The sequence below is a fragment of the Mesobacillus stamsii genome (assembly GCF_030814065.1).
Taxonomy (GTDB): Bacteria; Bacillota; Bacilli; order Bacillales; family Cytobacillaceae; genus Mesobacillus; species Mesobacillus stamsii.
The window spans coordinates 110,715-135,753 of sequence record NZ_JAUSUN010000005.1; the positions used below are offsets into that span (position 1 = coordinate 110,715).

At 42.2% G+C, this 25,039-nt stretch carries 23 protein-coding genes and 1 other annotated feature; of the genes, 8 read left to right on the forward strand and 15 right to left on the reverse strand.

The features are described from left to right. Positions 1-3 precede the first annotated feature (3 nt). From ytfJ to sppA, 4 genes are all read right to left on the reverse strand, one after another. Entirely contained in the window at positions 4-483 is a 480-nt protein-coding gene (ytfJ, locus tag J2S25_RS05820) for a GerW family sporulation protein (protein WP_307191479.1), read from the reverse strand. A gap of 13 nt (positions 484-496) precedes the next feature. Then, positions 497-1,198, reverse strand: coding sequence for a DUF2953 domain-containing protein (locus J2S25_RS05825; RefSeq protein ID WP_307191545.1), 702 nt, complete (start codon positions 1,196-1,198; stop codon positions 497-499). Between the two features lie 71 nt (positions 1,199-1,269). Next, on the reverse strand, positions 1,270-1,740 hold the full coding sequence (locus J2S25_RS05830) for an RDD family protein (protein ID WP_439117489.1): 471 nt from the start codon (positions 1,738-1,740) through the stop codon (positions 1,270-1,272). A 29-nt stretch (positions 1,741-1,769) separates the two neighbouring features. Further along, entirely contained in the window at positions 1,770-2,783 is a 1,014-nt protein-coding gene (sppA, locus tag J2S25_RS05835; RefSeq protein WP_307191481.1) for a signal peptide peptidase SppA, read from the reverse strand. A 145-nt stretch (positions 2,784-2,928) separates the two neighbouring features. On the opposite strand from sppA, the gene J2S25_RS05840 reads away from it, so the two are divergent. Further along, the gene (locus tag J2S25_RS05840) at positions 2,929-3,729 is read left to right on the forward strand and encodes an NAD kinase (RefSeq protein WP_307191482.1); all 801 of its coding nucleotides are present in this window, start codon (positions 2,929-2,931) and stop codon (positions 3,727-3,729) included. Positions 3,730-3,762: 33 nt separating this feature from the next. Here J2S25_RS05840 and rarD read toward each other — a convergent pair whose 3' ends face one another. From rarD to ezrA, 6 genes are all read right to left on the reverse strand, one after another. Next, positions 3,763-4,698 (reverse strand): EamA family transporter RarD, encoded by a 936-nt coding sequence (gene rarD, locus J2S25_RS05845; RefSeq protein ID WP_307191483.1) that lies wholly within the window; start codon positions 4,696-4,698, stop codon positions 3,763-3,765. A 106-nt stretch (positions 4,699-4,804) separates the two neighbouring features. Then, complete coding sequence (mbcS, locus tag J2S25_RS05850) at positions 4,805-6,385, reverse strand: acyl-CoA synthetase MbcS (RefSeq protein ID WP_307191484.1); 1,581 nt, start codon at positions 6,383-6,385, stop codon at positions 4,805-4,807. 166 nt (positions 6,386-6,551) lie between these two features. Then, positions 6,552-6,758 (reverse strand): alpha/beta-type small acid-soluble spore protein, encoded by a 207-nt coding sequence (locus J2S25_RS05855; RefSeq protein WP_044390738.1) that lies wholly within the window; start codon positions 6,756-6,758, stop codon positions 6,552-6,554. Positions 6,759-6,901: 143 nt separating this feature from the next. Beyond that, the gene (gene thiI / locus J2S25_RS05860; RefSeq protein WP_307191485.1) at positions 6,902-8,110 is read right to left on the reverse strand and encodes a tRNA uracil 4-sulfurtransferase ThiI; all 1,209 of its coding nucleotides are present in this window, start codon (positions 8,108-8,110) and stop codon (positions 6,902-6,904) included. Then, positions 8,107-9,252: a cysteine desulfurase family protein gene (locus J2S25_RS05865; RefSeq protein WP_307191546.1), complete on the reverse strand. Its 1,146-nt coding sequence runs from the start codon at positions 9,250-9,252 to the stop codon at positions 8,107-8,109. The genes thiI and J2S25_RS05865 overlap by 4 nt, the downstream gene beginning before the upstream one ends. A 110-nt stretch (positions 9,253-9,362) precedes the next feature. Further along, a complete protein-coding gene (gene ezrA, locus J2S25_RS05870) occupies positions 9,363-11,051 on the reverse strand; it encodes a septation ring formation regulator EzrA (protein ID WP_307191486.1) in 1,689 nt (562 codons plus the stop codon). A gap of 191 nt (positions 11,052-11,242) precedes the next feature. On the opposite strand from ezrA, the gene hisJ reads away from it, so the two are divergent. Beyond that, positions 11,243-12,046 carry a histidinol-phosphatase HisJ gene (hisJ, locus tag J2S25_RS05875; RefSeq protein WP_307191487.1) on the forward strand — a complete coding sequence of 268 codons (804 nt, stop codon included), beginning with the start codon at positions 11,243-11,245 and terminating at the stop codon, positions 12,044-12,046. Positions 12,047-12,079: 33 nt separating this feature from the next. On the opposite strand, the gene refZ is transcribed toward hisJ, so the two are convergent. Beyond that, positions 12,080-12,715, reverse strand: coding sequence for a forespore capture DNA-binding protein RefZ (refZ, locus tag J2S25_RS05880; protein ID WP_307191488.1), 636 nt, complete (start codon positions 12,713-12,715; stop codon positions 12,080-12,082). A gap of 287 nt (positions 12,716-13,002) precedes the next feature. Then, positions 13,003-14,889, reverse strand: a complete 1,887-nt coding sequence (locus J2S25_RS05885) for a sensor domain-containing diguanylate cyclase (RefSeq protein WP_307191489.1) — start codon at positions 14,887-14,889, stop codon at positions 13,003-13,005. Positions 14,890-15,342: 453 nt separating this feature from the next. On the opposite strand from J2S25_RS05885, the gene rpsD reads away from it, so the two are divergent. From rpsD to J2S25_RS05905, 4 genes are all read left to right on the forward strand, one after another. Further along, entirely contained in the window at positions 15,343-15,945 is a 603-nt protein-coding gene (rpsD, locus tag J2S25_RS05890; RefSeq protein ID WP_044390730.1) for a 30S ribosomal protein S4, read from the forward strand. A gap of 329 nt (positions 15,946-16,274) precedes the next feature. Continuing rightward, the gene (locus tag J2S25_RS05895) at positions 16,275-16,628 is read left to right on the forward strand and encodes a helix-turn-helix domain-containing protein (protein WP_307191490.1); all 354 of its coding nucleotides are present in this window, start codon (positions 16,275-16,277) and stop codon (positions 16,626-16,628) included. A gap of 14 nt (positions 16,629-16,642) precedes the next feature. Continuing rightward, positions 16,643-17,467 carry an ImmA/IrrE family metallo-endopeptidase gene (locus J2S25_RS05900; RefSeq protein ID WP_307191491.1) on the forward strand — a complete coding sequence of 275 codons (825 nt, stop codon included), beginning with the start codon at positions 16,643-16,645 and terminating at the stop codon, positions 17,465-17,467. Between the two features lie 12 nt (positions 17,468-17,479). After that, entirely contained in the window at positions 17,480-18,085 is a 606-nt protein-coding gene (locus J2S25_RS05905) for a hypothetical protein (protein WP_307191492.1), read from the forward strand. Between the two features lie 121 nt (positions 18,086-18,206). Here the strand turns inward: J2S25_RS05905 and J2S25_RS05910 are convergent, their stop codons facing one another. Next, positions 18,207-18,509, reverse strand: a complete 303-nt coding sequence (locus J2S25_RS05910; protein WP_307191493.1) for a hypothetical protein — start codon at positions 18,507-18,509, stop codon at positions 18,207-18,209. Between the two features lie 62 nt (positions 18,510-18,571). Then, on the reverse strand, positions 18,572-19,831 hold the full coding sequence (gene tyrS / locus J2S25_RS05915) for a tyrosine--tRNA ligase (RefSeq protein WP_307191494.1): 1,260 nt from the start codon (positions 19,829-19,831) through the stop codon (positions 18,572-18,574). Positions 19,832-19,903: 72 nt separating this feature from the next. After that, positions 19,904-20,124 (reverse strand) — a binding site (T-box leader). 140 nt (positions 20,125-20,264) lie between these two features. Between tyrS and J2S25_RS05920 the strand changes: the two genes are divergently transcribed. Next, positions 20,265-22,370 carry a transglycosylase domain-containing protein gene (locus tag J2S25_RS05920; protein ID WP_307191495.1) on the forward strand — a complete coding sequence of 702 codons (2,106 nt, stop codon included), beginning with the start codon at positions 20,265-20,267 and terminating at the stop codon, positions 22,368-22,370. 4 nt (positions 22,371-22,374) lie between these two features. Next, on the forward strand, positions 22,375-23,163 hold the full coding sequence (locus J2S25_RS05925; protein WP_307191496.1) for a hypothetical protein: 789 nt from the start codon (positions 22,375-22,377) through the stop codon (positions 23,161-23,163). Positions 23,164-23,276: 113 nt separating this feature from the next. On the opposite strand, the gene acsA is transcribed toward J2S25_RS05925, so the two are convergent. Continuing rightward, a complete protein-coding gene (gene acsA, locus J2S25_RS05930; protein ID WP_307191497.1) occupies positions 23,277-24,995 on the reverse strand; it encodes an acetate--CoA ligase in 1,719 nt (572 codons plus the stop codon). Positions 24,996-25,039 lie beyond the last annotated feature (44 nt).

Below are 25,039 nucleotides of genomic sequence, written 5' to 3' on the forward strand. Positions count from 1 at the left end.
GGCTTAAAATTCAAGATCCATTTTTGGTCCGTTGTATTCATTCTGGTTATGAGTTTGTTTTTCCTGACTGCCTTGGTCTTTCATCGACATCATTTGCTGGATTTTTTCTACTGCTTGTGGTGCCAGATCAAGGATTTTTTCGTATAGATGTGTGCTTTCATCAAGATGAAGCATCTTAACACCTCTTGAATTCACAATTAGGAAAGCGATTGGGGTGATAGATACTCCACCGCCGCTACCACCGCCGAATGGATGCTGCGGTTCTGTTGATTGTCCTCCAGTGCCGCCGGATCCTCCCTTTTGACTTTCTAAAACGAACTCACTACCTCCAGCCGCGAATCCAAAACCCACCTTTGAAACGGTCAGGATTACACTTCCATCCGGTGTTTCTACAGGGTCCCCAATGATTGTGTTGACATCAATCATTTCTTTTAAACTTTCCATTGCCGTGGTCATCAGTCCTTGAATTGGATGGTCGGACATTCCTGTTTCCTCCTTATTTTTTGACAGAATTCGAATTCTCGCTAGAAATGGCGGATCTAGGCTTTAATTTAAAATGTGGCCAGCCACCTTTCCAATATTTAACCAGCTTTATTCCTGCCAAAATAGCATGCCCGACTCTGATTTGAAGTATACATGTAAAACTAGTACTTGAAATAGGTTGCTGAAAGCTTGGCGTGATCGTCACGATCGGCCTTTCCGTCAGTTTCATATATTGGCTCAGCATTCCGATCACACCTCCCTTGGCTGCCCACAAAGCTCCTGTGATCACAGCCGTAGCTGCTGCATCACCTACGCCGACCATTGTATGCCAGGTAATATTGCAAATCGTTACTTTCTTTAGAAATTCTCTGATGATTTTATGGAGGCCAACAATATGTGTAAGGATTTCCCGAAAATCATGGATGCTATTCAAAATATCCTTGTTGTCTATTTGAGTCGTTTCTTCTTTTTTAAGAGTTTCCTGAGGACCTGTTTTCGTTTTTTTCTTGGCAACGATGGCCGGGGAATTGTCATCCACTTTTATAACCGGAACATCCATTTTGTATTTTAGCAATCCTCCCCAGGCTTTTACTGTCACTAGTAAATGATCATCATCATTGTCATGAAAATAATCGAAATTTATCTTCACTCTAGTAATAAGGATTATAAAGGCCAGCACTGTGAACACAAGGATTGCAAGCAGCACCCATTTCATCTCATCCACAACCTTTCAGCCTACTATTATCAACCAAAGGCAAAAAAATAAACCTGCAGCAGCAGGTTTATTTAGCGTGGTTCATGTATGACAGTAGTATCAGCGAATAAATCATGCAAGCCCTGTTTCTTTTTTGTAAAAGCCACGACAACATAAAGAATTAAAATAGTTGCTGAAAGAAAACGGCCGATCCACTCGCGGAAAAGAACTGTACCCCATGTCAGATTTTTTCCGTCCAGTTTTACCACCTTTAATCCAAACACCATTTTCCCTAACGTCTGACCAAGATATTTTGTCATCAGAACAAAATACAAATAGAATACAACAGCCGTCACGATTGTCTTCGGTGAAAAAAACCCTTCCTCCAGCAATGGAATATCCATTGCCCGGAAAACAGGATTGATGATCAACCTGTTGATACTGCCAATGACGATCATATCTAGCAAGTAAGCCCAAAAGCGCATCCAAAATCCGGCATATCTTCCTGTGAAATGATATTCTCTGCCAATTTCATCAGAGCTTCTCGTTTCCTCTTTCTCCATTTCATTGGAATTCATTTTATCTCTCCCCCTTATTCAGCGTATAAGTACATTAAGCGTGGAGAATTAGGCTGAGACAACAGTTTCATCAGGCCTGCCATTTCGGCATCTTTTCCGATGATTCTCTGGGCTCCCATGTTGAAAAACGAACCAATGCTCATGCTGTTTTCCTTATACTTTACTACGGTCGCATCTCCAAGCTTTTCCTCTTTCTTGACGTTGTCAATGACATCTTCTAAATAGCCGAAATCATCGATCAAGTGGAGTTGCTTTGCCTGGCGGCCATCATAGATGCGGCCATCAGATATTTTTTTAACTTGCTCAACAGAAATGCCTCGTCCTTCAGCAATCACTTTCACAAACCCTTCATAAGAGTTATTAATCATCGATTGCAGTATTTCTCTTTCTTCATCTGTCATCGGCCTTGTTGGACTCATGATATCCTTGTATGGTCCACTCTTGATTGTCGTGAATTCAACACCGTATTTTTCTGCAAGCCCTGCATAATTCACCCCTTGCATGATAACGCCAAGAGAGCCTGTAAGTGTTTCCGGGCTTGCATAGATTTTATCGGCTGGCGCAGACACATAATAACCGCCTGACGCTGCCATTGACCCCATTGAAACATATACTGGCTTTTTCGTCTCTGTCTGGATTTCCTTGATCTTGTCGTGGATTTGAGCACTTTCCACGACACCTCCACCAGGAGAGTTTACCTGGAGAATAACAGCCTTAACGTCATCCGCTTTTTTCACAAACTCAAGCTGTTTCATGAATACCTGATGATTATAAAGCGGGCTTTCAAAGAACGATTGGGCATCCCCTGTATCTTGGATAACTCCATTAATAGACAATATTGCAATTTTGCTCATCATGTCCCCTTCTGCAATGACTTCCTCAGCAAATGGTTCATTCGAGGCGGTGAACATATCTTGCAGCGTATTTTCCGCATCGCTGAAGGCAAATGCTGAAAGAAGATTGATCACAGTCGAAGCAATAAATAAACCAGCAGCGATTCCTAATGCTGCCCACCTTTTTCCATTCATTTTGAATCCTCCTTAAATTTTCCTGACTTTCAAAACCTTATGATAAAATGATAAACTAATGTCAGATAATCTTTATTGTAGCAAAAGTTTTTTTACACGGGGGAAAATATCGAATAAAAATACGTAATGTTTGGAGGAAACAACTATGCCAGATCGCCGCAATATTTATTTTCACCATTCACCAGACACAGCCATGCTTGAAAAAGTAAAGCCGTTAATTGAACTAGCTCCAAAGTTTGATTTCCATATCGTTACGGACCACAAGAAAGCAAACATTATTGTCAGCATCGGGGACGATAGTACCTTTTTGCAAGCAGTAAGAAAAACCGGCTTCCGAGATGACTGCCTTTACGCAGGCATATCAGTCACTGGCACCCTCAATATGTACTGTGATTTCCATCTTGATGATCCCGGTACAATCATCCAGGCGATTACCAATTCAGAAATTGAAGTTAGACGCTATCCAACGATCAAGGTAATCATTGACGAGGAAACATCGTTTGAATGCTTGAACGAGTTCAGCGTCCGCTCAGCGATTATTAAAGCTTTCGTGATGGATGTATTCATCGATGACAATCACTTTGAAACCTTTCGAGGGGATGGAATGATCGTCGCAACACCGACAGGGAGCACCGCCTATAACAAGTCCGTGAACGGAGCAGTTGTGGACCCGCTGCTGCCGTGCATGCAAGTTAGTGAGCTTGCCTCTGTAAACAATAATCATTACCGGACACTCGGCTCCTCCTTCATCCTCAGTGGTAACCGGAAGCTTACCTTCAAGGTTGCCCAGGATGGCAACGATTATCCAATCATGGGGATGGATAACGAAGCGCTCAGCATTCAGCACGTGGAAAAATTCGACGTGAAACTGAGCAATAAATTCATCAAGACGATCAAGCTCAAGGATAATTCCTTCTGGCAAAAAGTAAAGCGCACATTTTTATAAGCAAAGTGAAAGAGCTGCGATTTCCGCAGCTCTTTAAACATGCATTCCTTTTTCTTTTTTTAACTTAAGGGATAAAGTGGCGACCAGTTTTGTCCGAGATAAAGTATACAAAACCAATGCCGACCAGATAAAGGTAAAGGAAAGCAGATGGACTGCTGAAAATGCCTCATGGTAAACGACCACTCCTAAAAGAAGCATTATTGTTGGCGTGATATATTGCAGGATCCCCAATGTAGCGAGTGGAATTCTTTGTGCGCCCTTCGCAAAAAACAGCAATGGAATAGCCGTTGCCACACCTGCCCCCGCAAGCAGTAGCGTTGTTGGCCACGAATCTGCGAATAGCGAATTCGTCCCCTCGGCAACTAGATAGCCAATGTAAATGGCGGAAAGCGGCATAACAACCAATGTTTCCAACGCGAGGCCCACTTCAGAATCTACCTTGATCAATTTCTTAGCCAAACCATATAAACCAAAGGATATGGCCAAAGATAAAGCGATCCACGGGAATTGTCCGTAAGAAATGGTCATGATCAGTACGCCGATAGTTGCCAGAAAAAAGGATAAATACTGCGCCAGAGTCAGTCGTTCCTTGAGGAACACCATTCCTAACAATACACTGACAAGCGGATTGATGTAATAACCGAGACTCGCCTCAATCATTTGATCACTATTGACTGCCCAAATATAGATGAACCAGTTTATGCTGATCAGGATTGATGCGGTGGTTAATACTGCCAGCTGTTTTTTATTGTGTATAAGGCCGCGGAGCGTTCCAATAAATATATGGCCTTTTTTATTCAGCAGCAATATGAAGACAACAACAAAGAATGACCAAAACACTCGGTTTGCCAGGATTTCATCCGCATTTACCTGTTGCAGCAACTTCCAGTACACTGGTAGAAATCCCCAGATAATATAGGAAAAGGCTGCATACCAAACACCGGCCTGTTGCTCGGTTTTGTTATGCATCCGAACCCCCCCTAATCTTTCCAGACTCGAAATAATATTTCAATTATATCGGGAATACTGTAGGCTTACAATCTATTTTTGAATCTTTTATGAAGCTATTTAGAATTTATTTTGCACTTTCTAATTCTTTGTTGCGCAGTTCCATGCGGCGGATTTTACCAGATGTGGTTTTTGGAAGTTCTTCAATGAACTCGATTTTTCTTGGATACTTATATGGTGCGGTCAATTCCTTGACGTGCTCCTGAAGATTAGCAACTAAGTTTTCCTGTTCCGGATTGATACCGTCACGCAGAACGACAAAAGCCTTAACGATATGGCCGCGGATTTCGTCCGGTGATGCGACAACGGCACACTCCTTTACAAACGGATGCTTAACAAGTGCATCCTCGACTTCAAAAGGTCCAATCGTATAGCCCGAACTAATGATAATATCATCACCGCGACCCTCAAACCAGAAATATCCTTCTTCATCCTTGCTCGCTTTATCGCCTGTTACGTAATAATCACCGCGGAATTGCATGGCTGTGCGCTCTGGGTCCTTGTAATAATTTTTAAATAAAGCAGGCGTTTCCACATGGACGGCGATATCGCCAACTTCACCCGGTGCACACGGTTTGCCATGGTCATCGATAATGTCAACCCGATTTCCAGGTGTCGGCTTTCCCATAGACCCTGGCTTTAATTTCATGCCCTTTGTTACGCCAACAAGCAGAGTGTTTTCCGTCTGGCCATACCCATCGCGTACATCGATATGAAAATACCTCCTGAAAATGTCGATGACTTCTCGGTTCAGCGGTTCTCCGGCAGACACGGCGCTGTGAAGATCCGGCAAACTGTAATCACTAATGTTTTCAACTTTCGCCATCAGCCTATATTCAGTTGGCGTACAGCAAAGCACATTCACTTGATATTTTTGCAACAGCGATAAATATTTCTGCGGCTCGAATTTCCCTTGATATACGAGACCTGTAGCTCCCATTCCCATGACAGACAGGAACGGACTCCAAATCCATTTTTGCCACCCAGGACTGGCAGTTGCCCAGACAGTGTCTCCATCTTCAATGCTTAACCAGTTTGTAGCTGCTGTCCGTAAATGTGCGTATGCCCATCCATGAGAATGGACTACTCCTTTCGGATTGCCGGTCGTTCCCGAAGTATAACTTAAGAATGCCATGTCCTCCCGATCGGTTTCGGCAAGCGGCAGTTCTTCAGAAGCAGCTTTCATTTCATGATCAAGATGAATCCAATCTTCCTTTTCTGCTCCAATAATAAATTTAGGAAGCTTTTCCACGTTTTCGATTCCATCAAACTCAGCTGTAAAAGGAGCAAAGCAAACAATCGCCTTTACATCGCCATGGTTTAATCGGTATTGAAAATCCTTTTTTCTCAGCATTTCTGAACTTGGGATAACAACCATTCCCATTTTTAGTGCAGCAATATAAACCTGATAGGCTTCCATTAGTCTTGGCACGACAACAAGAATTACGTCCCCTTTAACCAAACCATTCTCAGCGAAAATATTCCCGATTTTATTCGCGTTTTTGAGCAGTTCATTGTATGTAATTTCTTTTGTGCTTCCAGCTTCATTTTCCCAAAGGATTGCTTTCCTTGCTGGATCGTTAGCGAATTTCTCTATTTCTGATACAAGATTATACTTCTGCGGTGCTATTAATTGTTCCCTGTTCATGCTCTTTCCCCCTATCATCCATTTTTTTGCTGTTTCGGTTTCCGCTCTCCTGACTCATTATACTAAATTAACAAAAAATTATAAATTATAATACAAATATTCTTTACGACAAAAAGAGCAGGGCATTCACCCCGCTCTTTGTAGCCATGAATTATTCTATTTTTGATTAGTGAGAGAATCCGCCACCAAGTTGTTGCTCAGCCATTTGAACTAAGCGCTTAGTGATTTCTCCTCCTACAGAACCGTTAGCACGAGAAGTAGTTTCTGCACCAAGGTTTACACCAAATTCAGTTGCAATTTCGTACTTCATTTGGTCAAGAGCTTGTTGTACACCAGGAACTAGAAGTTGGTTTGAGTTGTTGCTGTTAGCCATGTGTTTCACCTCCTTGTGAGTTTAGAGTGTGTAGAAACACATGGGATAATGCAAAACTCCCGTTGGTAATTGTTCACAATTCCTTAACAAAAAACAAAAAGCGCAAGCGCCTCGAACAGACCCGACAAGCGCTGCCCTACTTTTTAAAAGAGAGCGTCTCCTAGGTCCTCTGCTCTTTCTGAAGCCGGCTTGATGATGATTCGTTCGGTTCCTTCAACGGCTTTCTGAATCAGTTCCTCAAAGTCGAAGTAGCTCTCAAAGTTTTGCACTTTTTCCAGCTTTGGCTTCGTCTTCGGCGATGAAGGAACAAAGACGGTACAGCAATCTTCGTATGGTCGGATGGATATATCGTGGGTATTGATTTTATGGGCAATATCCATGATCTCCAGCTTGTCCATTGTAATTAACGGCCGAATGATTGGCGTCGTTGTCACTTCGTTGATAGCAAACATACTTTCAAGCGTCTGGGAGGCAACCTGTCCGAGACTTTCGCCTGTTATGATGGCAAGTGCTCCTTCCTTTTCCCTCAGGGCTTCTGTTATGCGCAGCATCATTCGCCTAGTTGTGGTCATCGTATAGTTATCGGGTATCTGCTTGTGTATCGCCTGTTGAATTTCCGTAAAAGGGACGATATGAAGTGCGAACTGCCCGGTTACTTCCGCAAGCTGCTCTGAAAGGTCGAGTACCTTTTGCTTAGCGCGTTCACTTGTGAATGGCGGACTAAAAAAATGGACCCCTTCCACTTCAAGGCCGCGTTTCATGGTCAGATAGCCAGCAACCGGGCTGTCAATCCCTCCGGAAAGCATTAGCATTCCTTTGCCTCCAGACGCAGCAGGGAGCCCTCCTGCACCCTTGATTGTTTCCGCTGAAATATAAGCAGCTTCTTTCCTTATTTCAATCTGAAGGGCGACATCAGGATTCCTGACATCAACTTTCAGACCGTCGATATTCTTTAGAATATGGCTGCCAAATTCTGAATTAATTTCATTCGTATCCAATTCAAATGTCTTATCCGATCGTTTTGCAGATATTTTGAACGTCTGTTCTGGCTGGTGGATTTTCTTAAAAAGCTCCAGAGCAGCATTCTTCATTTTTTCCAAGTCCTTGTCGACTTTCACTGCCGGACTGAAGGACTGAATCCCAAATATGTCCTTGAGCTTACTGTTAATCTCTTCGCTATCCTCCCCATTAAGCAGGATGAACATCCTGTCCCGTTCTGCCTTGATCGCTGCATTTGGGTAGTCGCGCAATGCTCTTTTGATATTTTTTCTTAACCGGTCAATGAATTTATTTCTATTTCTTCCCTTGGTTGATATTTCTCCATACCGGACCAAAATACGGTCATACATCATTTTTTGATAACCTCACTTAATTGTTTTACTGTATCGGCAATTGCCTTGACCACAATTTCTGCTTCTTCTTCCGTATTGCTGTAGGTAAGGCTGACTCTAATCGCGCTTTCTGCGTCAGCAATAGGAACGCCCATTTCGAGCAGGGTCCTGCTAGCAGCCTTTTTCCTAGAGGAACAGGCGCTTGTTGTCGAAACAAATATATTCTTCGCTTCGAGGGCGTGAACGAATGTTTCTGCCTTCCATCCGCGGATCGAGAAATTCAAAATATGCGGGGCGCTATTTTTCTCGGGAGTATGAATGGTAAGTTCCTTGATTTGACTGATGCCGTTTCTTAACTTCCCCATTGCTGACTTCATCTGATTCAGCTTTTCTTCCCTTAATTCCATCGTCATCCTGAGTGCTTTTGCCATTGCTACCATACCGGCAACATTTTCGGTGCCACTACGCAGTTTCCCTTCCTGATTGCCTCCGGATAAAAGCGGGGAAAGCAGGACTCCTTCTTTGACAAATAAGGCACCTGTTCCTTTCAAACCATGAAATTTATGTCCTGAAATCGTCGCTAAATGGACCCCTGAATTGGATAAGTTCAATGGCACCTTCCCAATTCCTTGGACGAAATCAACATGAAAAAATGCCTTCGGAAAGCTTTTCAATACCATCCCGATTTCCTCGATCGGCTGAATTGTGCCGACTTCATTGTTTACATGCATGACGGACACGAGAATTGTATCATCGCGAAGTTCATTCTGGATGGATTCCGCACTAATAATACCATGGGAATTTGGTTTTACATAGGTTATATCATAGCCGAGCGATTCGAGCTGTACGATAGCGTTATGGACAGATGCATGCTCCATGCTCGTCGTAATGATATGCCTGCCCCGCTGACGATGGGCAGCCGCTATTCCCTTGATCGCAAGATTATTGCTTTCTGTTCCTCCTGAGGTGAATAGGATTTCGGTTTCTTTCACCTTCAGCAGTCTGGCGATTTGAGATCTCGCCTGCTGGAGCAGCTTTTCTGCCTGCCCGCCAATTTTATGAAGAGAGGATGGGTTTCCATAAAATTCTTCTGAGACTTTTATAAAAGAATCCAATACTTGTCTATAAGGTTTGGTCGTAGCGCTGTTGTCAAAATAGATCATCATTTCCCCTCCTTTTTAAAGCTTGCTAACTAAAAATCATATCATACTGCCAGATCAACAGGTGTAAGAAAGAAAAAAACAAGTCTCCAACCGGAGACCCTGTTCTAAAATTATTTTTCGGAGAGCATAATCTCAATTTTCTTCATTGCACCTGGGTCCACTTCTTCAATCGAGGTCGCTGCCTGTTCAAGCGCTTCGCGGTAATCATAATTTCGAAAACGCTCTTCTGCTTCACGTAACCCTCTCTCAACAGAAGGGTAGCGGCTGCGGTATCTGTTGCCATACTGGATGACCCGCTCAGCCAGCACCACTGTCTCGACAATTTCCTGAGTCGAGTTGTCAAGCTTTTCGACTGTCAGAACAGCAATTTCAAGATATTGCTGAACGGCAGGAATATCCAACGGTTTTTTCTCTAGCTGTTCATGCACCTGCTTAATGCTTTCATGTGCATCTTCAAGCAGGTATTGGTATTCCTGTGAAAGTCCAGGCATATTGCTTTTGGAGACAATTCGGATCAATTCGGAAATCTTTTTCGTAAGTCCGCTTACTTTCTCACGTGCTGCAAGCTCATCTTCCCTTAAGGCGTTAAGCTTTTCCAGCAATCTTTTTTGCTCTTCGACAAGCTGATCAAGCTGTTCTTTCGCTTCCTGAAGCTCCGATTTAATCACGCTTTGTGCCGTGTCATTTCCGGTGATCCTATGGTCAATCAGTTCAAAGCGCTTCAGCAGTCCCTTGATCTGCTGTTCAACCTGAGTTTGAGCAGACAGCTCTCGTTCAGTCAGATGATAACTCTCCTGGATATGCTTTGTTTCTTCCTGTAATGTCTTATTTTCTGTAATTGCTTTCACAAGGACTTCCTTTGCAATTTGTTCCGTGCTGGCAATATATTGTTTCGCCAAAACTTCTTCTTCGAGCATGTCGATCAATTTTTCGAGCCGTTCCTTCAAAGCATGGATGCCCTGTTCGGCATTCTCAACCTCACCCATTTCAAGCATTCCAAGATAACTCGCCAATTCATTGCTGAATTCCTCGATTTCCCGATCGGCATTTAAATGATCCAGGACATAACCTTTTTCCTTCATCTGCTTGACACCGTCTTTCAGTTCGTCAAGTTTAGCAGGGATGACCGATTGGCATTCATGCAGAAGGACCGGAATCAATTCCATCTTCGCGGAAACCTGATCAAGCATGGACTGAATGGAAAGTACAGTTTCCCTTGCTTCAAGATAATTTCCGTTTTCGGTCTTATCGTCAAATTCGATAAATTTCGACTGGATCTCTGCCAGCATCGCCTCGAGGCTGGTCTCGGCATTACCGAAGCTATGGCGGTGCGCGAGAAGATTTCTTTTATTTTCGCGATAATACTCTTTCAGTCCATCGATTTCCTCGCGGTTCTTTTCTTCACTTCCGACAAGATCATTTAATTCGCCGAGAATTTTTTTGATTTTATCTTCAGTTTCCGTAAGTCTCCTGTCAATGACTGCCAAAGATTCCTTCGCCTTGTTGAATCTGTACTTATCAATATACTCTTCTGCGTCAAACAGATAATCCTCGATAGATGGAAGCTTGGAGGTGACAAGCTCATCCCACTCCCGGCGCCAGCGCTCAAATAGCTCCTCTGTTTGTCCGGTCATGTTCAACTGCTTTACTTTTGACATTTCATCCAGTACAGGACGGTTCATGATATCGATTTTCCATGATTCATAGCGATCGACCTCGCTGTAAAATTTTCGTTTCATAAAATAGCCGATTAAAAAAAGAATGATTAGTATCGCGATCCCGCCAATTATGTACTTCATTATTATCCCCCTGGCTTCATATTCCAAGTCTGAAAACCTTCTATATAAAGACGATTGTTATTTGCGTGTATAATGTAATTATATTACCATGTAACCGACATTTTTTGACTATTAAATTGATATTTTTTGTTGAAAATGTCCGAATTAGGGGATTTTATTGAAAAACTCACCATTATCGGAGGTGTATTCTTATGAAAGATGGACATGTTCACACTGCATTTTGCCCCCATGGGACAAATGATACGATTGATGATTATATTCTACGGGCTCTCCAGCTTGGTTACAGCGAAATCACATTTGCCGAGCACGCTCCATTGCCGGATGGATTCAGCGATCCGACGCCATTAAAAGACAGTGCGATGAAATTGGATGATTTAGCTGCCTATTTTACAACAATTGCCGAGGCAAAAAAGAAGTACGAAGGAAAAATAACCATCAACACTGGATTTGAGATTGATTTTATTGAAGGGTTTGAGGATCGCACAACTACTTTTTTAAACAAATTCGGATCGTTTATCGATGATGCCGTTCTATCGGTCCATTTTTTGAAAAATAAAGCTGGTACCTATGATTGCCTCGATTATAGTCCGGATCACTTCGGGGAAATGATTAACTCATATGGCTCCGTAGAAAAAATCCATCATCATTACTATCAAACTGTCATGAAATCCATCCTTGCTGATTTGGGCCCTTATAAACCAAAAAGAATTGGCCATATGACCTTGGCCAATAAATTCCGGCTTAAATACCCACTGAGTAAAGAATGTTCAAATGAGATTTTGGGAATTTTGGATAAAGTAGCGGATCTTGGATATGAACTGGATTATAACGGTGCCGGTACAGCGAAGCCATTGTGCCGTGAGCCCTATCCTCCAAAATGGGTCATCAGCGAGGCCAATAAGCGCAATATCAGGCTTGTCTATGGCTCTGATGCGCATCAGGCAAAGGAGCTTGGACAGGGACTGGAATGGATAAGGGATGTTTTCGGTGATTAACAAAAAAAGGAAACCGTCGTTGTTCCCGGTTTCCTAAATGGTCATCAATATTTTTCGGTGTGATGGCTGTTCTGTACAGAGTATTCCTTTGATCCAGTTTGAAAGTTCATGACTGTATTTGTCCGCAAAGTACGTTTCGTGCGGTAGTACATGTAGCACTTCTGTGACATATTGGGTGTTCAAAAATGGCATTTGCAGCAAGCCTTTTAACTGCAAAATCGTATACTGGATGGAATGTTTTTTGAATTCTCCATTCTCCATCCCTGCTTCTAAAACCTTCTTGAACATATAACGTTCTTTTACATGATAGGTCGACATAATTTCCCTGACAATTTGAGAGTCGATCGTCATTTCTCGCAAAATAAATCTTGTCAATTGAATGTTTTCGCATTGGTATCTTACTACTTTTCCAAGCATTTGATTTAGACAATATTCCGAGCCGTATTCAAGCGATGAAAACCCTTTTTCCAGCTCATCGAGATAGCCTTCAAAAAAAACAGTAAAACAATTTTCGAGGAGTCCATTCTTGTTCTGGAAGTAATATGAGATATTCGCTGCATTTACGTTTGCCCTGGTTGCAATATCTCTCACCGATGTTCCCTTGAACCCCTTTGTATTGAATAAGTAGATAGCCGCATCCATTATCGCAGCTTTTGAATTTTTTCTCATAGCTCCGCCCCTCGCTTTCCCTATTAGCTTACTGTTTACCTTTCTCGATATCATCTAAAATCCCTTTATAAAAAGCTCGACAAAGTCTCCATAGTTTCGCCGATTTTTGAGTAAACTAGCATGAATTAGGGAGAATCACGAAGTTTGACGTCGAAAAATAGCACGGTAGCAACCGAAAACATGACTTGAAAATTAAGCAACGAATAGACTCATTGAAGATGCACCATGCCTTAATGAAAAAAACCCTCCGAAGATTTCTAAAGGAGGGGAAAACATTTATCTGTCCATTAGATTTTTTTGCTAAAATCAAATTGGTATTCATTCTGGATGACTACTTTGTTCTTACCGGATCCCTTTGCTTGGTAAAGTGCCTGGTCTGCCCTTTTGAATACGGTCTTAGATGTATCATTCTGCCCTCTGATCCACGTGGATACACCACATGAAATCGTGACATTTGGATCCGTATGTTTTTTGACTTTTTCGGCGAGTCTGTTAGCAATCATGACTCCTGTTTCCAATGGAGCCCCAGGCAGGTAAATTGCCAGCTCCTCCCCGCCCCATCTGGCCCCAATATCTGTACTGCGGATATTTTTGGCGATCTGTTGGGCAAGCTGAATGAGCACCTCGTCTCCCACTTGGTGGCCGTACTGGTCATTCACACGCTTAAAATTATCAATATCAATTAAGATGAATGTCCCCTGCGCATCCTCAAGCAGCGACAGATTCATTTTATCATCCAAATAACCTCGTGTATAAAGCTTTGTCAAATGATCCGTCACAACCATTCTCTCCAATTCTTCTCGAAGCATCGAGTTAGTGAAAGCTAAAGTCGAATGATGGATCAGTGACTGGAGCAACTTAAATGTATCAAAAGCAAAATGATATGGCTTTTCATGCATGACAAGTGCAAATCCCATTAAATCACCGCTCTGTATCATTGGAACACACATTACTGAGCAAAAATGGGAAGAAGCACCCTCAATATCAGATGAGAAATCCCCAATGAACAAGGGATCCAGCTCCTCTTTTACTCGTTTGGCAACATTCACAATATAATTGGCTGCCTCTTTGGAAAAGAAAAAACTGGTGCTTCCTTGAAGAACGGAATACTCTTGATGGTCCTTATTAAGCATGATTATTCCGACTTCTCTGGCATCGAAAGACTTGATGATCCTGTTGCAGATAAACTTCATCGTATCAGTCAGGCGCAGGCTTGTATTCAATTGATGTGAAGTTTCATTAATTAGCTGCAAATTGGCGACCAGCTTCCGCGATTGCTCGTATAGCTTCGCGTTTTCTAAGGCGCTGCCGGCGGTATTGGCAAGCAGCTTAATGAATTCTACTTCATTTTGCGGGAACATAAGTGAGTTTGGTGCAATAACCTGCAGTACTCCATATACACCTTGTTTTCCTATTAAAGGCGCGTACATGATGGAGTTTTTATCAATGACTAAGTCCTCGAACTGGATTTCACCGCTAACATAAGATTGCATCGCAGTCTCGTTATCACTGTTATACTCAAGATCTTTAACCGGCAATCCCTCGTAGCCCTTGTGATCATGCGAAAGCAGCAGAAAATAAGTGAACGCGGGGTATACCTCTCTTAGTGTTGAAATGATTTCACCGAGGACAACATCCATATCCATCGTCGAGTGGAATTTTTTTGTTACCCTGAACAATTGCTTATATCGCTTTTCTTCTTCCATCGTCTCTGCAAGGGTATAGATTTTTTTTACAAACAAACCGCATTCATCCACAATTCTTTCCAGTAGCCTGTCTGACAGACGGCCAACTAAAGCACTATTCATTTGAATCGCACATAAACCCTTTACATTTTCCTTTGCATCTAAAACAAACACTACATCATATTGTGGAAGCAATGCAGGATTTTTTAAAAAGGATTGTGGTGTTTCCGAAAGTTTGCCTATGCAACATTCCGGGGAACAACCGCTAATTTTCACATTGGGATCACTGCGGGTTGTCGCCTCAAGAGCCATGCCTTGCTTCCATTCCTCACTTTTATAAAAATCGACCTCCGTTGCCTGCAACAATTCCTTTAACAACGTCACCATTCGGGCAAGGCTTTCAGCTAAAGATAATTTGCCCATGCTGATTACATCAAAGAATCTGCTTTTCAGTTCCACTATTATTTCCCGTTCGATCAATTCTTCCATATGTATCACCTGTTTGAAAAATCACTTGAAAGCGATTTATAAGTAGCTGTTTAACAGGCAGCAGCCTGAGTAAGAGGAACTTCATCACCTGGCTATGTAATATCCAAATATTAGAAAAAATTAAAAATACAATTACTTATTATTATATCATAGCCTAGTAAAATAGTATGATAAATAAGCTAAATTTTTTCAGGAATTTCCGCTCAAAAAAAAACGATAACTTGAAATATCCCTTGACTTTAAGCATTCAGAAATTATATAATGATCTTTGTGTAAAATATCGCAGCCTATGTTGTCTGCATTGTGGCTGTATTTTGTTCCTCAAACATGGTTTGATGGTGTATCTCGTAACCCGCTGCTGCTAGGGCGAAGGTACATGAAAACAAAATACACATAATGTCCAGTCACAATCTGTTTTTATTTTACAAAATAAAAACTAAGGAGGAGTCATTCATGGCTCGTTATACCGGCCCAAGCTGGAAACTATCCCGCCGTCTTGGAATTTCCCTAAGCGGTACAGGTAAAGAATTAGAAAAACGCCCTTACGCACCAGGTCCTCATGGTCCTAACCAGCGTAAAAAATTATCCGAATACGGATTACAATTGCAAGAGAAGCAAAAGCTTCGTCACATGTACGGAGTTACGGAGCGTCAGTTCCGTAACTTGTTCGACAAAGCCGGCAAATTGCCTGGTAAGCACGGTGAAAACTTCATGATTCTTCTTGAAGCTCGCCTTGACAACGTTGTATACCGTCTTGGTCTTGCTCGCACTCGTCGTGCAGCTCGCCAACTGGTAAACCACGGTCACATCATGGTGGATGGCGCACGCGTAGACATCCCATCTTACCGCGTAGCTCCAGGACAAACGATCACACTTCGTGAAAAGTCTCGCAACCTTGATGTAGTAAAAGAAGCTATCGAAGTAAACAACTTCGTACCTGACTTCTTGACTTTTGATGCAGACAAGTTAGAAGGAACGTTCACTCGCATGCCAGAGCGCTCAGAACTTCCAGCTGAAATCAACGAAGCTCTAATCGTTGAATTCTACTCTCGTTAATTAGTACGCTTCGTAAATAGCGTATGCGAAAACCCTAGAAACCTTGATTTATCAATGGTTCTAGGGTTTTTTGTTTGTTTTCTGGTTTGTAGAATTTTGTATTCTCCTCCATCTATTTGGGGGATGGTTTGGGGGAACATTTTATTTACTTGTGGACAGACGCTTATTTTTTTAAATTTTTTTACCCCCTAAATTTTTGTTTACTATATAATACCGATTTTCCTATTCATAAATCATCATTAAGTTTCAAATAAGAAATGTGGTAATGCCACTTATATTTTACGTGGTTTTGTGGTATTATAAAAATGAAAATGTAGGAGGGAAATAAAATGGAATATAACCAAAGTAATGCAATTGTTGTTGAACGCATTAAGTCTTGGATGAAAGAGAACTCCTTTAACCAACAAGATGTTGCAATTAAGATGGGAATTAGTGATTCGTTAGTCGGTGCAATGCTTCGCGGCGAACGTAGGATTCCTCCAGCACGTATACAACTTTTCGCTGAAATGATGAAAATTTCTGTCAGAGAACTAGTCGAACGGCCTGCTACTGATACTGAAACAGTGGTGAAATTACGCGGTAAAGCCACATCACGAAAAAGTCGTTCAGCCATCCGCGACATTGTAGCGATGTGTGAGCATTATGTTGAACTAAAGGGCCTATTAGAAACAAATAAAAAGTAGGAGGCCATTTACAAATGGAGGAATCAGCCAAATATTTAAGTGAAGTAATCGGACAAAAAGCTGCACTCGATATTCATGCTGAACTATTTAGTGAACTAAACACATTTATAGGTCATGGATTGCCAGTGTATATTGAAAAAAAAGGTATTCACCTAATACGTAAGTTCATTGATGATAACGAAACTAAAGAAGATCATGTTGCGGGAGGATACATTAGACTCCCCGATAATACACGAGTGATTTTTGTAAATACTAAAAGGAATTTGCGAGAGCAGCTATTCACTATCGCGCATGAATTTTGGCATCATATTGAAGAGAAATACACCAGTGATTTTTCCATTTTTCAAGACAAAGATGTTAGTGAACATGCAGGCGATCACTTTGCTGCATCACTAACAATGAATGCAGCTAGTGTAAAAGTTCTTTTTCAGCGAATGGTAAATCAGCAATATTCATTAGATGAAATTATTTATTTTATTGCGGATTTAAGCTGTATGCCTTATGTTAGCGTCCTACGACGTATTAAAGAACTAAAACTATTCGATGAGTTAGAAGAACTACATAAAATGGATAGCAATCCATTCATTAAACATCTCTCTAGTGAATTTCAAAATTATCGCAAAAAATTATTAAAAAATGGCGAAGAAGAATATAACTTAGAAAATGAATTTATCCAAAAACGACAAGCTAAGCTTAGCTATACCCATCCTCTCGATATTTCTGATGGACAAGAATTGATTTTTATTGCTTATGACAAGACGATTCAAAACGTCAAAGAGCAAAATTTACTTGTTGATCGTGATGAAAAAATGACAGAGTTAGCTGCAGAAGATGAATAAGGTAATAAAGCTATGCAACAAAATTTAATTCCGAGTACAAAAAAAGTCGTTTTTTTGGATACAAATATTCTAAGTAATATTATTACTTTTAAAGATATAGACTTCAGCCAAATTATTAGTCAGGTATATGACATTATATTTGTTCAACGGGTTGTGAAAGAAGAGTTTAAAAAAGACCAAGCTGTAGTAGAAGCGTTAATTAATAAATATCCAAACTGGTTTATTTTTGATGAAAATGATGAAGAAATCCTATCAGAAGACCTATATGACCAATACAATATTGTTTATAAAGATGTAAAAGAAAAATTGAAAGAAATGGATAAACGTCGTGATATCGTGGGACATGCGAACGAAGGAGAAGCACACAGTATTACTGCTGCATATTTAATTCAAGGTGACTATATATGTAGCCACGATTTATCCATCCAAGAAGCCATTATAGAATTAGATTTATCAATTGAAAACGATGAAGAATTGCGTTTGATTTATCAGCACAATCTATACGATCTCTGCGGGATAATTTTACAAAACGGGTTGGCAAAACGTAGTTCATGCAGACAATTTGTAAGTGTATTTCACGAAGATTTTCGAAAGAGTACCAATAAGAAAAAAAATTAATATATACCAAAGCAATGCAAAAATTCGACCGATTATTTCCTGTTAAGATTAACACTTAATATTGATAAAGTGGCTCAAAGGTAAAACGAGCCACTTTTTACTGTATTATAGGCAGTGCATGTTATTCGAAAATAGACTTTTTATTTTGGTAAAGAATAATTTCAACCGTTAGTTTAGAAAGCCCAAAACAACTACATATCTCTCCGATACAATAACCATTAATATACATTTCTTTTATCCTTTGAGCAATTACTGATTTTCTTTGTCTCCTTTTGATTTTATGCCGTTCAAGAATCCGAAATACTTCAGTAGAACTCATGCCTAGCTCCTTCCCGACATCGTAGCCACTAAGACCCTCCAAGACATGCAAACGAATAGCCTTTTCCTCTACCTTTGCTTTTATAGCTTTACTGTTCACCTTCATACACAATAAGCCCCCTGTAGCCTTTCTCGTTTGTCAGTTTTATAAAGTGGAGACTCATCGCTTTAGTATTTAATCATAAAGTACTTCTTTTTGCCGCGGCGAACGATCGTGAACTGACCATCGATCTTATCTGCATCGCTAAGGACATATGCGGGATCGGTTACGCGTTCTCCATTAAGAGATACTGCTCCGTTTGTTACATCCTCTCGTGCCTGGCGCTTAGATGGCGAGATGTTAGCAGCCACCAGCAAGTCGACCAAACTTTGTTCTTCTTCCCAGGTTACTGTGAAGGAAGGAACGTCTTTGAAGCCTTGCCTGATTTCATCTGCGCTGAGGGTTTTAATGTCGCCACTGAAAAGTGCTGCTGTAATTCTGATTGCCTGTTGAAGGGCTTCTTCGCCATGAATCATGCGAGTCATTTCTTCAGCAAGAGCTTTCTGTGCTTTGCGCAGATGCGGTTCTTCCTCCACTGTTTTTCCTAGGACTTCAATTTCCTTTTTTTCAAGGAACGTAAAGAATTTCAAGTATTTCACAACATCCGCATCGGCAGTGTTGATCCAGAACTGGTAAAACTCATATGGGGATGTTTTCTCAGGATCGAGCCATACAGCTCCGCTTTCCGACTTTCCGAACTTGGTGCCGTCCGCTTTCGTCACAAGCGGAATCGTCATACCGTAGGCCTTTGAACCTTCAGCAGACATTTTACGGATCAGTTCTAGTCCTGTCGTAATATTGCCCCACTGGTCACTTCCGCCAATTTGTAGTTTGCAGCCGTGGTTCTCGTATAAATGGTAGAAATCCATCGCTTGCAGAATGGTGTAAGTAAATTCAGTAAAAGAGATTCCCGTTTCAAGTCTTGAAGCGATTGTATCTTTTGCCAGCATATAGTTCACCCCAACATGCTTTCCAAAGTCACGAAGGAATGTCACTACATCCATGGAACCTGCCCAGTCATAGTTGTTGACCATCAGCGCTCCATTTTCGCCTTCCTCGGCAAAAATTTTTCCTAGCTGCTTCTTAATTCCATCAACATTCATCTGTACTTGTTCCAGCGTCTGTAGTTTGCGCTCTTCGTTCTTGCCGCTCGGGTCGCCAATTAAGCCAGTCGCTCCTCCAACTAATACAATTGGACGATGCCCCGCATTCTGGAACCGGCGCAGAGTCAGGAATGGCAGAAGGTGGCCAATATGCATGCTGTCCGCCGTTGGATCGACGCCACAGTAAAGAGATATTTTCTCGTTTGAGAGCAGGTCCTTCATTCCTTCTTCATCTGTTTGTTGGTAAATAATTCCGCGCCACTCGAGGTCTTTCAATACATCCATTTCTATTTCCTCCATTCAAAATATATTTCGCAACCGAATTTTTGCGTAAATAAAAAACGCCCCTGCAATAACTGCAGGGGCGCTATACGCGCGGTACCACCCGGCTTGAAAACGAAAATGAAAAAGTTTTCCACTCCATAAAATAACGGTATACCCGTCCGCGGCTACTATCAACTCGGTTCACTGCGGCGCTCGGGGAGGTAATTCGTCCTTCTGTTTGTACCGGCTCACAGCAACCGCCGGCTTTCTGGAACAGTGACAGAAGTACTACTCATTCCCTTCAAAGCTTTTCCTATAAAGTTAATAATGCATTTTTACCATAAAGCGATAGATGTTGTCAAATTCGACACAAATTTTCAGAAAAATGAAGATTACCGTCTATTCGACAGCTTGATTATGCTATAATGTATGTGATTTTAGGGGGATTGATAGAATGCATGAAGGAAAACAGGCTTGGAAAGAGAAGCTTAAATCCTTTGGTGCTTTTTTTACGAATAAAAAGACCGTAAAAGGAGCCCGGATTACTTACTCGGTTATCTGGAACATTTTGCTTTTATTGATAATAGTTCTAGTCATCGGCGGGGGCTTCGCTGCAGGAACAGGAGCTGGGTATTTTGCATCCCTTGTCAAAGACGAACCCATCCGGCCATATGAAAAGATGAAAAGAGCTATTTACAACTATGAAGAAACGTCAGATTTATACTTTGATAATGATGTTTACCTTGGCAAGCTTAGAACCGACCTCTACCGCGAGGAAGTAAAGCTTGATGATGTGTCAAAGCATTTGATCGACGCAGTCGTCGCAACGGAAGATGAATATTTTTATGAGCATGATGGTGTCGTACCGAAAGCAATCATGCGGGCGCTTTTCCAGGAGGTCACAAACTCGTCGACATCCTCAGGAGGAAGCACACTGACACAACAGCTCATCAAAAATCAGATTCTAACGAATGAAGTATCCTTTGAACGAAAAGCAAAAGAAATTCTTCTTGCTCTTCGACTCGAACAATTCTTTGATAAAAAAGAAATTCTTGAAGCGTACCTGAATGTTGCTACATTTGGCCGCAACGCAAATGGCAGCAACATCGCCGGTGTCCAAGCAGCTTCTAAGGGGATTTTCGGAAAAGAAGCAAAAGACCTGACACTGCCTCAGGCAGCGTTTATCGCTGGACTGCCCCAAAGTCCTTTTGGCTATACGCCATTCAGCAGCGATCAAGGTAAGCTAAAGGATCCTGCAGGACTCGAACCTGGCCTGTCGAGATACAAGACTGTCATTACAAGGATGCATGGTGCAGGCTTCATTTCGGACACGGATTTTAAAGATGCGATCAACTACGATATTACGAAGGATTTCGTAAAAGAGGTTCCGAGTGATAATACAGTGGAGGAATATCCATTTCTGACGTTTGAAATTGAGAAGCGTTCCATTGATATACTGGCTAATCTATTGGCTGAACGTGACGGCTACGAAGCCGAGGACTTAAAAAAAGATGATAATTTGCTGGCTGAATATAAGGCATTAGCCAACCGCGATCTTCGTCAAAACGGCTATAAGATCCATACAACTATCAATAAAGATATTTATGAAAGAATGCAGGTAACTGCCCAAAACTACAAGTACTATGGTAGCGAAAAGCCACAGGAAGTACCGGATCCTGACGATTTGAACAAAACGATTGTCGTGAAAGAACCTGTGGAAATCGGCGCTACATTGATTGAAAACAAAACTGGCAAAATCATCAGCTTTGTCGGCGGCCGAAATTTCAAACGAGAGCAGACGAACCATGCTACAAGAGCTCCACGACAGAACGGATCGACAATGAAGCCACTGCTCGTGTATGCGCCAGCAATGGAGCTCGGGAAATTGCATCCTGGATCGGTTTTGCCAGACGTTCAAGTGTTTTTAAACGGAAAAGGCAAACCGTGGCCAAATAACTATGATATGCGCTACAGCGGTTTGACCTCTGCCAGACATGCTTTGACAAAGTCTTACAATGTACCAGCTGTCCTAGCCTATAAGAGCATTATTAATCAGAGACCCGCTAATTTCCTGGATAAGATGGGCTTCTCCAATTTGCAGCCTGACGACTATACCAACCTATCGACTGCTATTGGTTCCCTTCAAGGCGGTGTTACTGTCGAAGAAAATACGAATGCATTCGGTACATTCGCTAATAATGGGAAATTCATCGATGCTTATATGATTGATAAAATCGTCGACAAAAATGGCGAAGTCGTCTTCCAGCACAAAGCGGAACCAGTGGATGTTTTCAGTCCGCAGACATCATACTTGACCATCGATATGATGCGGGACGTCATCAACCGCGGTACGGCCACTGCTGTAAAAGGAAGATTGAAATTTGCTTCTGACTGGGCTGGCAAAACAGGTACTGGACATGAATACATTGATTCATGGTTCGTAGCAACCAATCCAAATGTCTCCTTCGGGGTCTGGCTTGGATATGACACACCTAAAGCACTCGAAAGAACGTATAAAGGACTTTCTTATGGCGTGCGTACTCAGATATATTTGGGCTGACTTGATGAATGCGGCCTATGATGTCAACCCTAAGCTAGTCGATCCGGAAGAACGCTTCAAGATGCCTGGGGGTATTGTCAAGCGCTCCTATTGCGCCGTTTCCGGTTTGCTTCCTTCAAGCGCTTGTTCGAAAGCAGGCCTTGTGGAGTCAGACTATTTCATAGCGAAATACGCACCGACAAAGGTGGATGACAGCCTGGTTGAAAATAAATTCGTTACTGTCGGAGACAAGCGCTATATTGCCCTAGATTCCACACCAGCAAAATTTACGGACACGGGTGTCATTTTGAACCCAGAATATATGGAAAACTACATTGGCCATAAGATCGGAAATCCACAGCAGCTGATCCCTAAAAAGGATGCTTGGAACAATATATTAGTTGCGAATGATAAGCTAAGCGAAAACGGCAAAACTCCAGCTGCACTTGGAATCCAGCTTTCCGGAAAAACGATTTCCTGGGGCAAACACCCTGAAAACGATATTGTCGGCTACCGCGTCTACAACAATAAGAAAAAAGTTGGCAGTGTCAAAGCGGGAGATTCCTTAAGTTTCCATGCGGGAGACGGCTCTTTCTTTGTCACAGCAGTCGACATTGCCGGAAAAGAATCGGCGCCATCGAATAGTATTGAAATTGGCAAAAAACCAGTACCAAAGGATCCTCCAAAGGATGACAAGCCAAAGGATCCAAAACCGAAAGACCCACCTCCGACCGATCCTAAACCAGATGATCCTAAGCCCCCTGGAGATGGAGGCGGCAATGGGAATGGAACGGGAGACAGTACAGGGAACTAACCACCACGATATCCATACAGAAAACAATCGCTAAGACAAATAGAATGTAGGCAACAAAAAGCAGCCCAATTCGATGGTGAATTGGACTGCTTTTTTTACTCATTTCCAATCAATTAATCTTCCATAGTAGAAAGATCGCCGGTTGGTAGGTCCAGCTCCCATGCCTTCAACACGCGGCGCATAATTTTACCGCTTCGTGTTTTCGGAAGCTTATCGCGAAATTCGATTTCGCGAGGCGCTGCATGTGCTGCAAGCCCTTTTTTTACAAATAGACGGATTTCCTCGATCAGTTCATCCGATTGCTCATAACCGTCACGCAATGCGATGAACGCCTTAATGATTTCCCCGCGGACTGGGTCAGGCTTGCCAATGACACCTGCTTCCGCCACAGCTGGATGTTCAACAAGCTTGCTTTCTACTTCAAATGGACCAACACGCTCACCGGATGTCATGATGACATCATCAATCCGTCCCTGGAACCAGAAATAACCATCTTCATCCATGTACGCTGAGTCACCGGAAACATACCAGTCACCCGGCATGAAATAAGATTCATACTTCTGCGGGTTGTTCCAGATTGTGTGCATCATCGATGGCCAGCCTTTTTTGATTGCGAGATTGCCCATTCTGTGTGGAGGCAATTCCTTTCCCTGATCATCCACGATTGCCGCCTGCACACCCGGGATTGGTTTGCCCATAGACCCAGGCTTGATTTCCATGCTTGGGTAGTTACAGATCAGCTGTGCACCAGTTTCCGTCATCCACCAAGTATCATGGATGCGCAGATTGAACACCTTCATTCCCCATCTGACTACCTCAGGATTCAGCGGTTCGCCGACACTGAGGATATGGCGAAGACTGCTAAGATCGAATTTCTTCACTATCTCATCACCCGCACCCATCAGCATCCTGAACGCCGTCGGAGCACTATACCAGACAGACACCCCATACTCTTCAATCATCTTATACCACGTTTCCGGATTGAAACGTCCGCCAATGATCACATTAGAAGTTCCCATAAGCCATGGTCCGAAGATTCCATATGAAGTCCCTGTTACCCAGCCAGGATCCGCTGTACACCAGTAGACATCCTCTTCTTTTAGGTCTAGTACCCATTTCGCTGTCTGGTAATGCTGGATCATCGCATTATGGACGTGCAGGACACCCTTTGGCTTTCCGGTTGAGCCGGAAGTATAATGTAAAATCAATCCATCCTTACGGTCCACCCATTCAATATCCAGTATTTTGCTCGCTTCCGAAAGTTTTTGTTTAAAATCAATATACCGATCATTCACTTCTACATTATCTCCAACAAGCAGGATATGCTTTAAATCTGGCAGATCTTCGACCGGTACGCGCTCCAGCAGCTCAGGTGTCGTCACCAAAACCTTTGCGCCACTGTCTTGAAGCCTGTCCCGGACAGCTCCTTCCATGAACGCTTCAAATAACGGGCCAACGATTGCCCCCAGTTTTATCGCCCCAAGAAATGCAAAATACAGTTCAGGAGAACGAGGCATGAAGATAAATACGCGGTCCCCTTTTTCCACATCCGCGTATGTTTTGAAGACATTACCCGCTTTATTAGAAAGCTCCTTCATTTCCTTGAAGGTATACTTTTCCTTGCGGACCCCATCCTGGTAATAAAGCGCAATTTTATTTTTTCTGAATCCTTCCGCATGACGATCAATTGCTTCATATGCAATATTAACTCTTCCTGTCTTAGACCAGGAAAACTCTTTTTCAGCTTCACTCCAATCAAATTGCCCCTGAAGCTCGTCATAATTTTTTAAGTTATGATTCCCTTGCACAACTGGTAGCGCTTCCACTTTCATGTATCCATCCCCTTTGGCTTTTGTATTTAAAAACCATTATAGTA

What these genes read in the sequence shown, in the direction of transcription:
- ytfJ (WP_307191479.1), bottom strand. Translation starts at nt 483, where the DNA reads ATGTCCGACCATCCAATTCAAGGACTGATGACCACGGCAATGGAAAGT.
- J2S25_RS05825 (WP_307191545.1), bottom strand. Translation starts at nt 1,198, where the DNA reads ATGAAATGGGTGCTGCTTGCAATCCTTGTGTTCACAGTGCTGGCCTTT.
- J2S25_RS05830 (WP_439117489.1), bottom strand. Translation starts at nt 1,740, where the DNA reads ATGGAGAAAGAGGAAACGAGAAGCTCTGATGAAATTGGCAGAGAATAT.
- sppA (WP_307191481.1), bottom strand. Translation starts at nt 2,783, where the DNA reads ATGAATGGAAAAAGGTGGGCAGCATTAGGAATCGCTGCTGGTTTATTT.
- J2S25_RS05840 (WP_307191482.1), top strand. Translation starts at nt 2,929, where the DNA reads ATGCCAGATCGCCGCAATATTTATTTTCACCATTCACCAGACACAGCC.
- rarD (WP_307191483.1), bottom strand. Translation starts at nt 4,698, where the DNA reads ATGCATAACAAAACCGAGCAACAGGCCGGTGTTTGGTATGCAGCCTTT.
- mbcS (WP_307191484.1), bottom strand. Translation starts at nt 6,385, where the DNA reads ATGAACAGGGAACAATTAATAGCACCGCAGAAGTATAATCTTGTATCA.
- J2S25_RS05855 (WP_044390738.1), bottom strand. Translation starts at nt 6,758, where the DNA reads ATGGCTAACAGCAACAACTCAAACCAACTTCTAGTTCCTGGTGTACAA.
- thiI (WP_307191485.1), bottom strand. Translation starts at nt 8,110, where the DNA reads ATGATGTATGACCGTATTTTGGTCCGGTATGGAGAAATATCAACCAAG.
- J2S25_RS05865 (WP_307191546.1), bottom strand. Translation starts at nt 9,252, where the DNA reads ATGATCTATTTTGACAACAGCGCTACGACCAAACCTTATAGACAAGTA.
- ezrA (WP_307191486.1), bottom strand. Translation starts at nt 11,051, where the DNA reads ATGAAGTACATAATTGGCGGGATCGCGATACTAATCATTCTTTTTTTA.
- hisJ (WP_307191487.1), top strand. Translation starts at nt 11,243, where the DNA reads ATGAAAGATGGACATGTTCACACTGCATTTTGCCCCCATGGGACAAAT.
- refZ (WP_307191488.1), bottom strand. Translation starts at nt 12,715, where the DNA reads ATGAGAAAAAATTCAAAAGCTGCGATAATGGATGCGGCTATCTACTTA.
- J2S25_RS05885 (WP_307191489.1), bottom strand. Translation starts at nt 14,889, where the DNA reads ATGGAAGAATTGATCGAACGGGAAATAATAGTGGAACTGAAAAGCAGA.
- rpsD (WP_044390730.1), top strand. Translation starts at nt 15,343, where the DNA reads ATGGCTCGTTATACCGGCCCAAGCTGGAAACTATCCCGCCGTCTTGGA.
- J2S25_RS05895 (WP_307191490.1), top strand. Translation starts at nt 16,275, where the DNA reads ATGGAATATAACCAAAGTAATGCAATTGTTGTTGAACGCATTAAGTCT.
- J2S25_RS05900 (WP_307191491.1), top strand. Translation starts at nt 16,643, where the DNA reads ATGGAGGAATCAGCCAAATATTTAAGTGAAGTAATCGGACAAAAAGCT.
- J2S25_RS05905 (WP_307191492.1), top strand. Translation starts at nt 17,480, where the DNA reads ATGCAACAAAATTTAATTCCGAGTACAAAAAAAGTCGTTTTTTTGGAT.
- J2S25_RS05910 (WP_307191493.1), bottom strand. Translation starts at nt 18,509, where the DNA reads ATGAAGGTGAACAGTAAAGCTATAAAAGCAAAGGTAGAGGAAAAGGCT.
- tyrS (WP_307191494.1), bottom strand. Translation starts at nt 19,831, where the DNA reads ATGGATGTATTGAAAGACCTCGAGTGGCGCGGAATTATTTACCAACAA.
- J2S25_RS05920 (WP_307191495.1), top strand. Translation starts at nt 20,265, where the DNA reads ATGCATGAAGGAAAACAGGCTTGGAAAGAGAAGCTTAAATCCTTTGGT.
- J2S25_RS05925 (WP_307191496.1), top strand. Translation starts at nt 22,375, where the DNA reads ATGAATGCGGCCTATGATGTCAACCCTAAGCTAGTCGATCCGGAAGAA.
- acsA (WP_307191497.1), bottom strand. Translation starts at nt 24,995, where the DNA reads ATGAAAGTGGAAGCGCTACCAGTTGTGCAAGGGAATCATAACTTAAAA.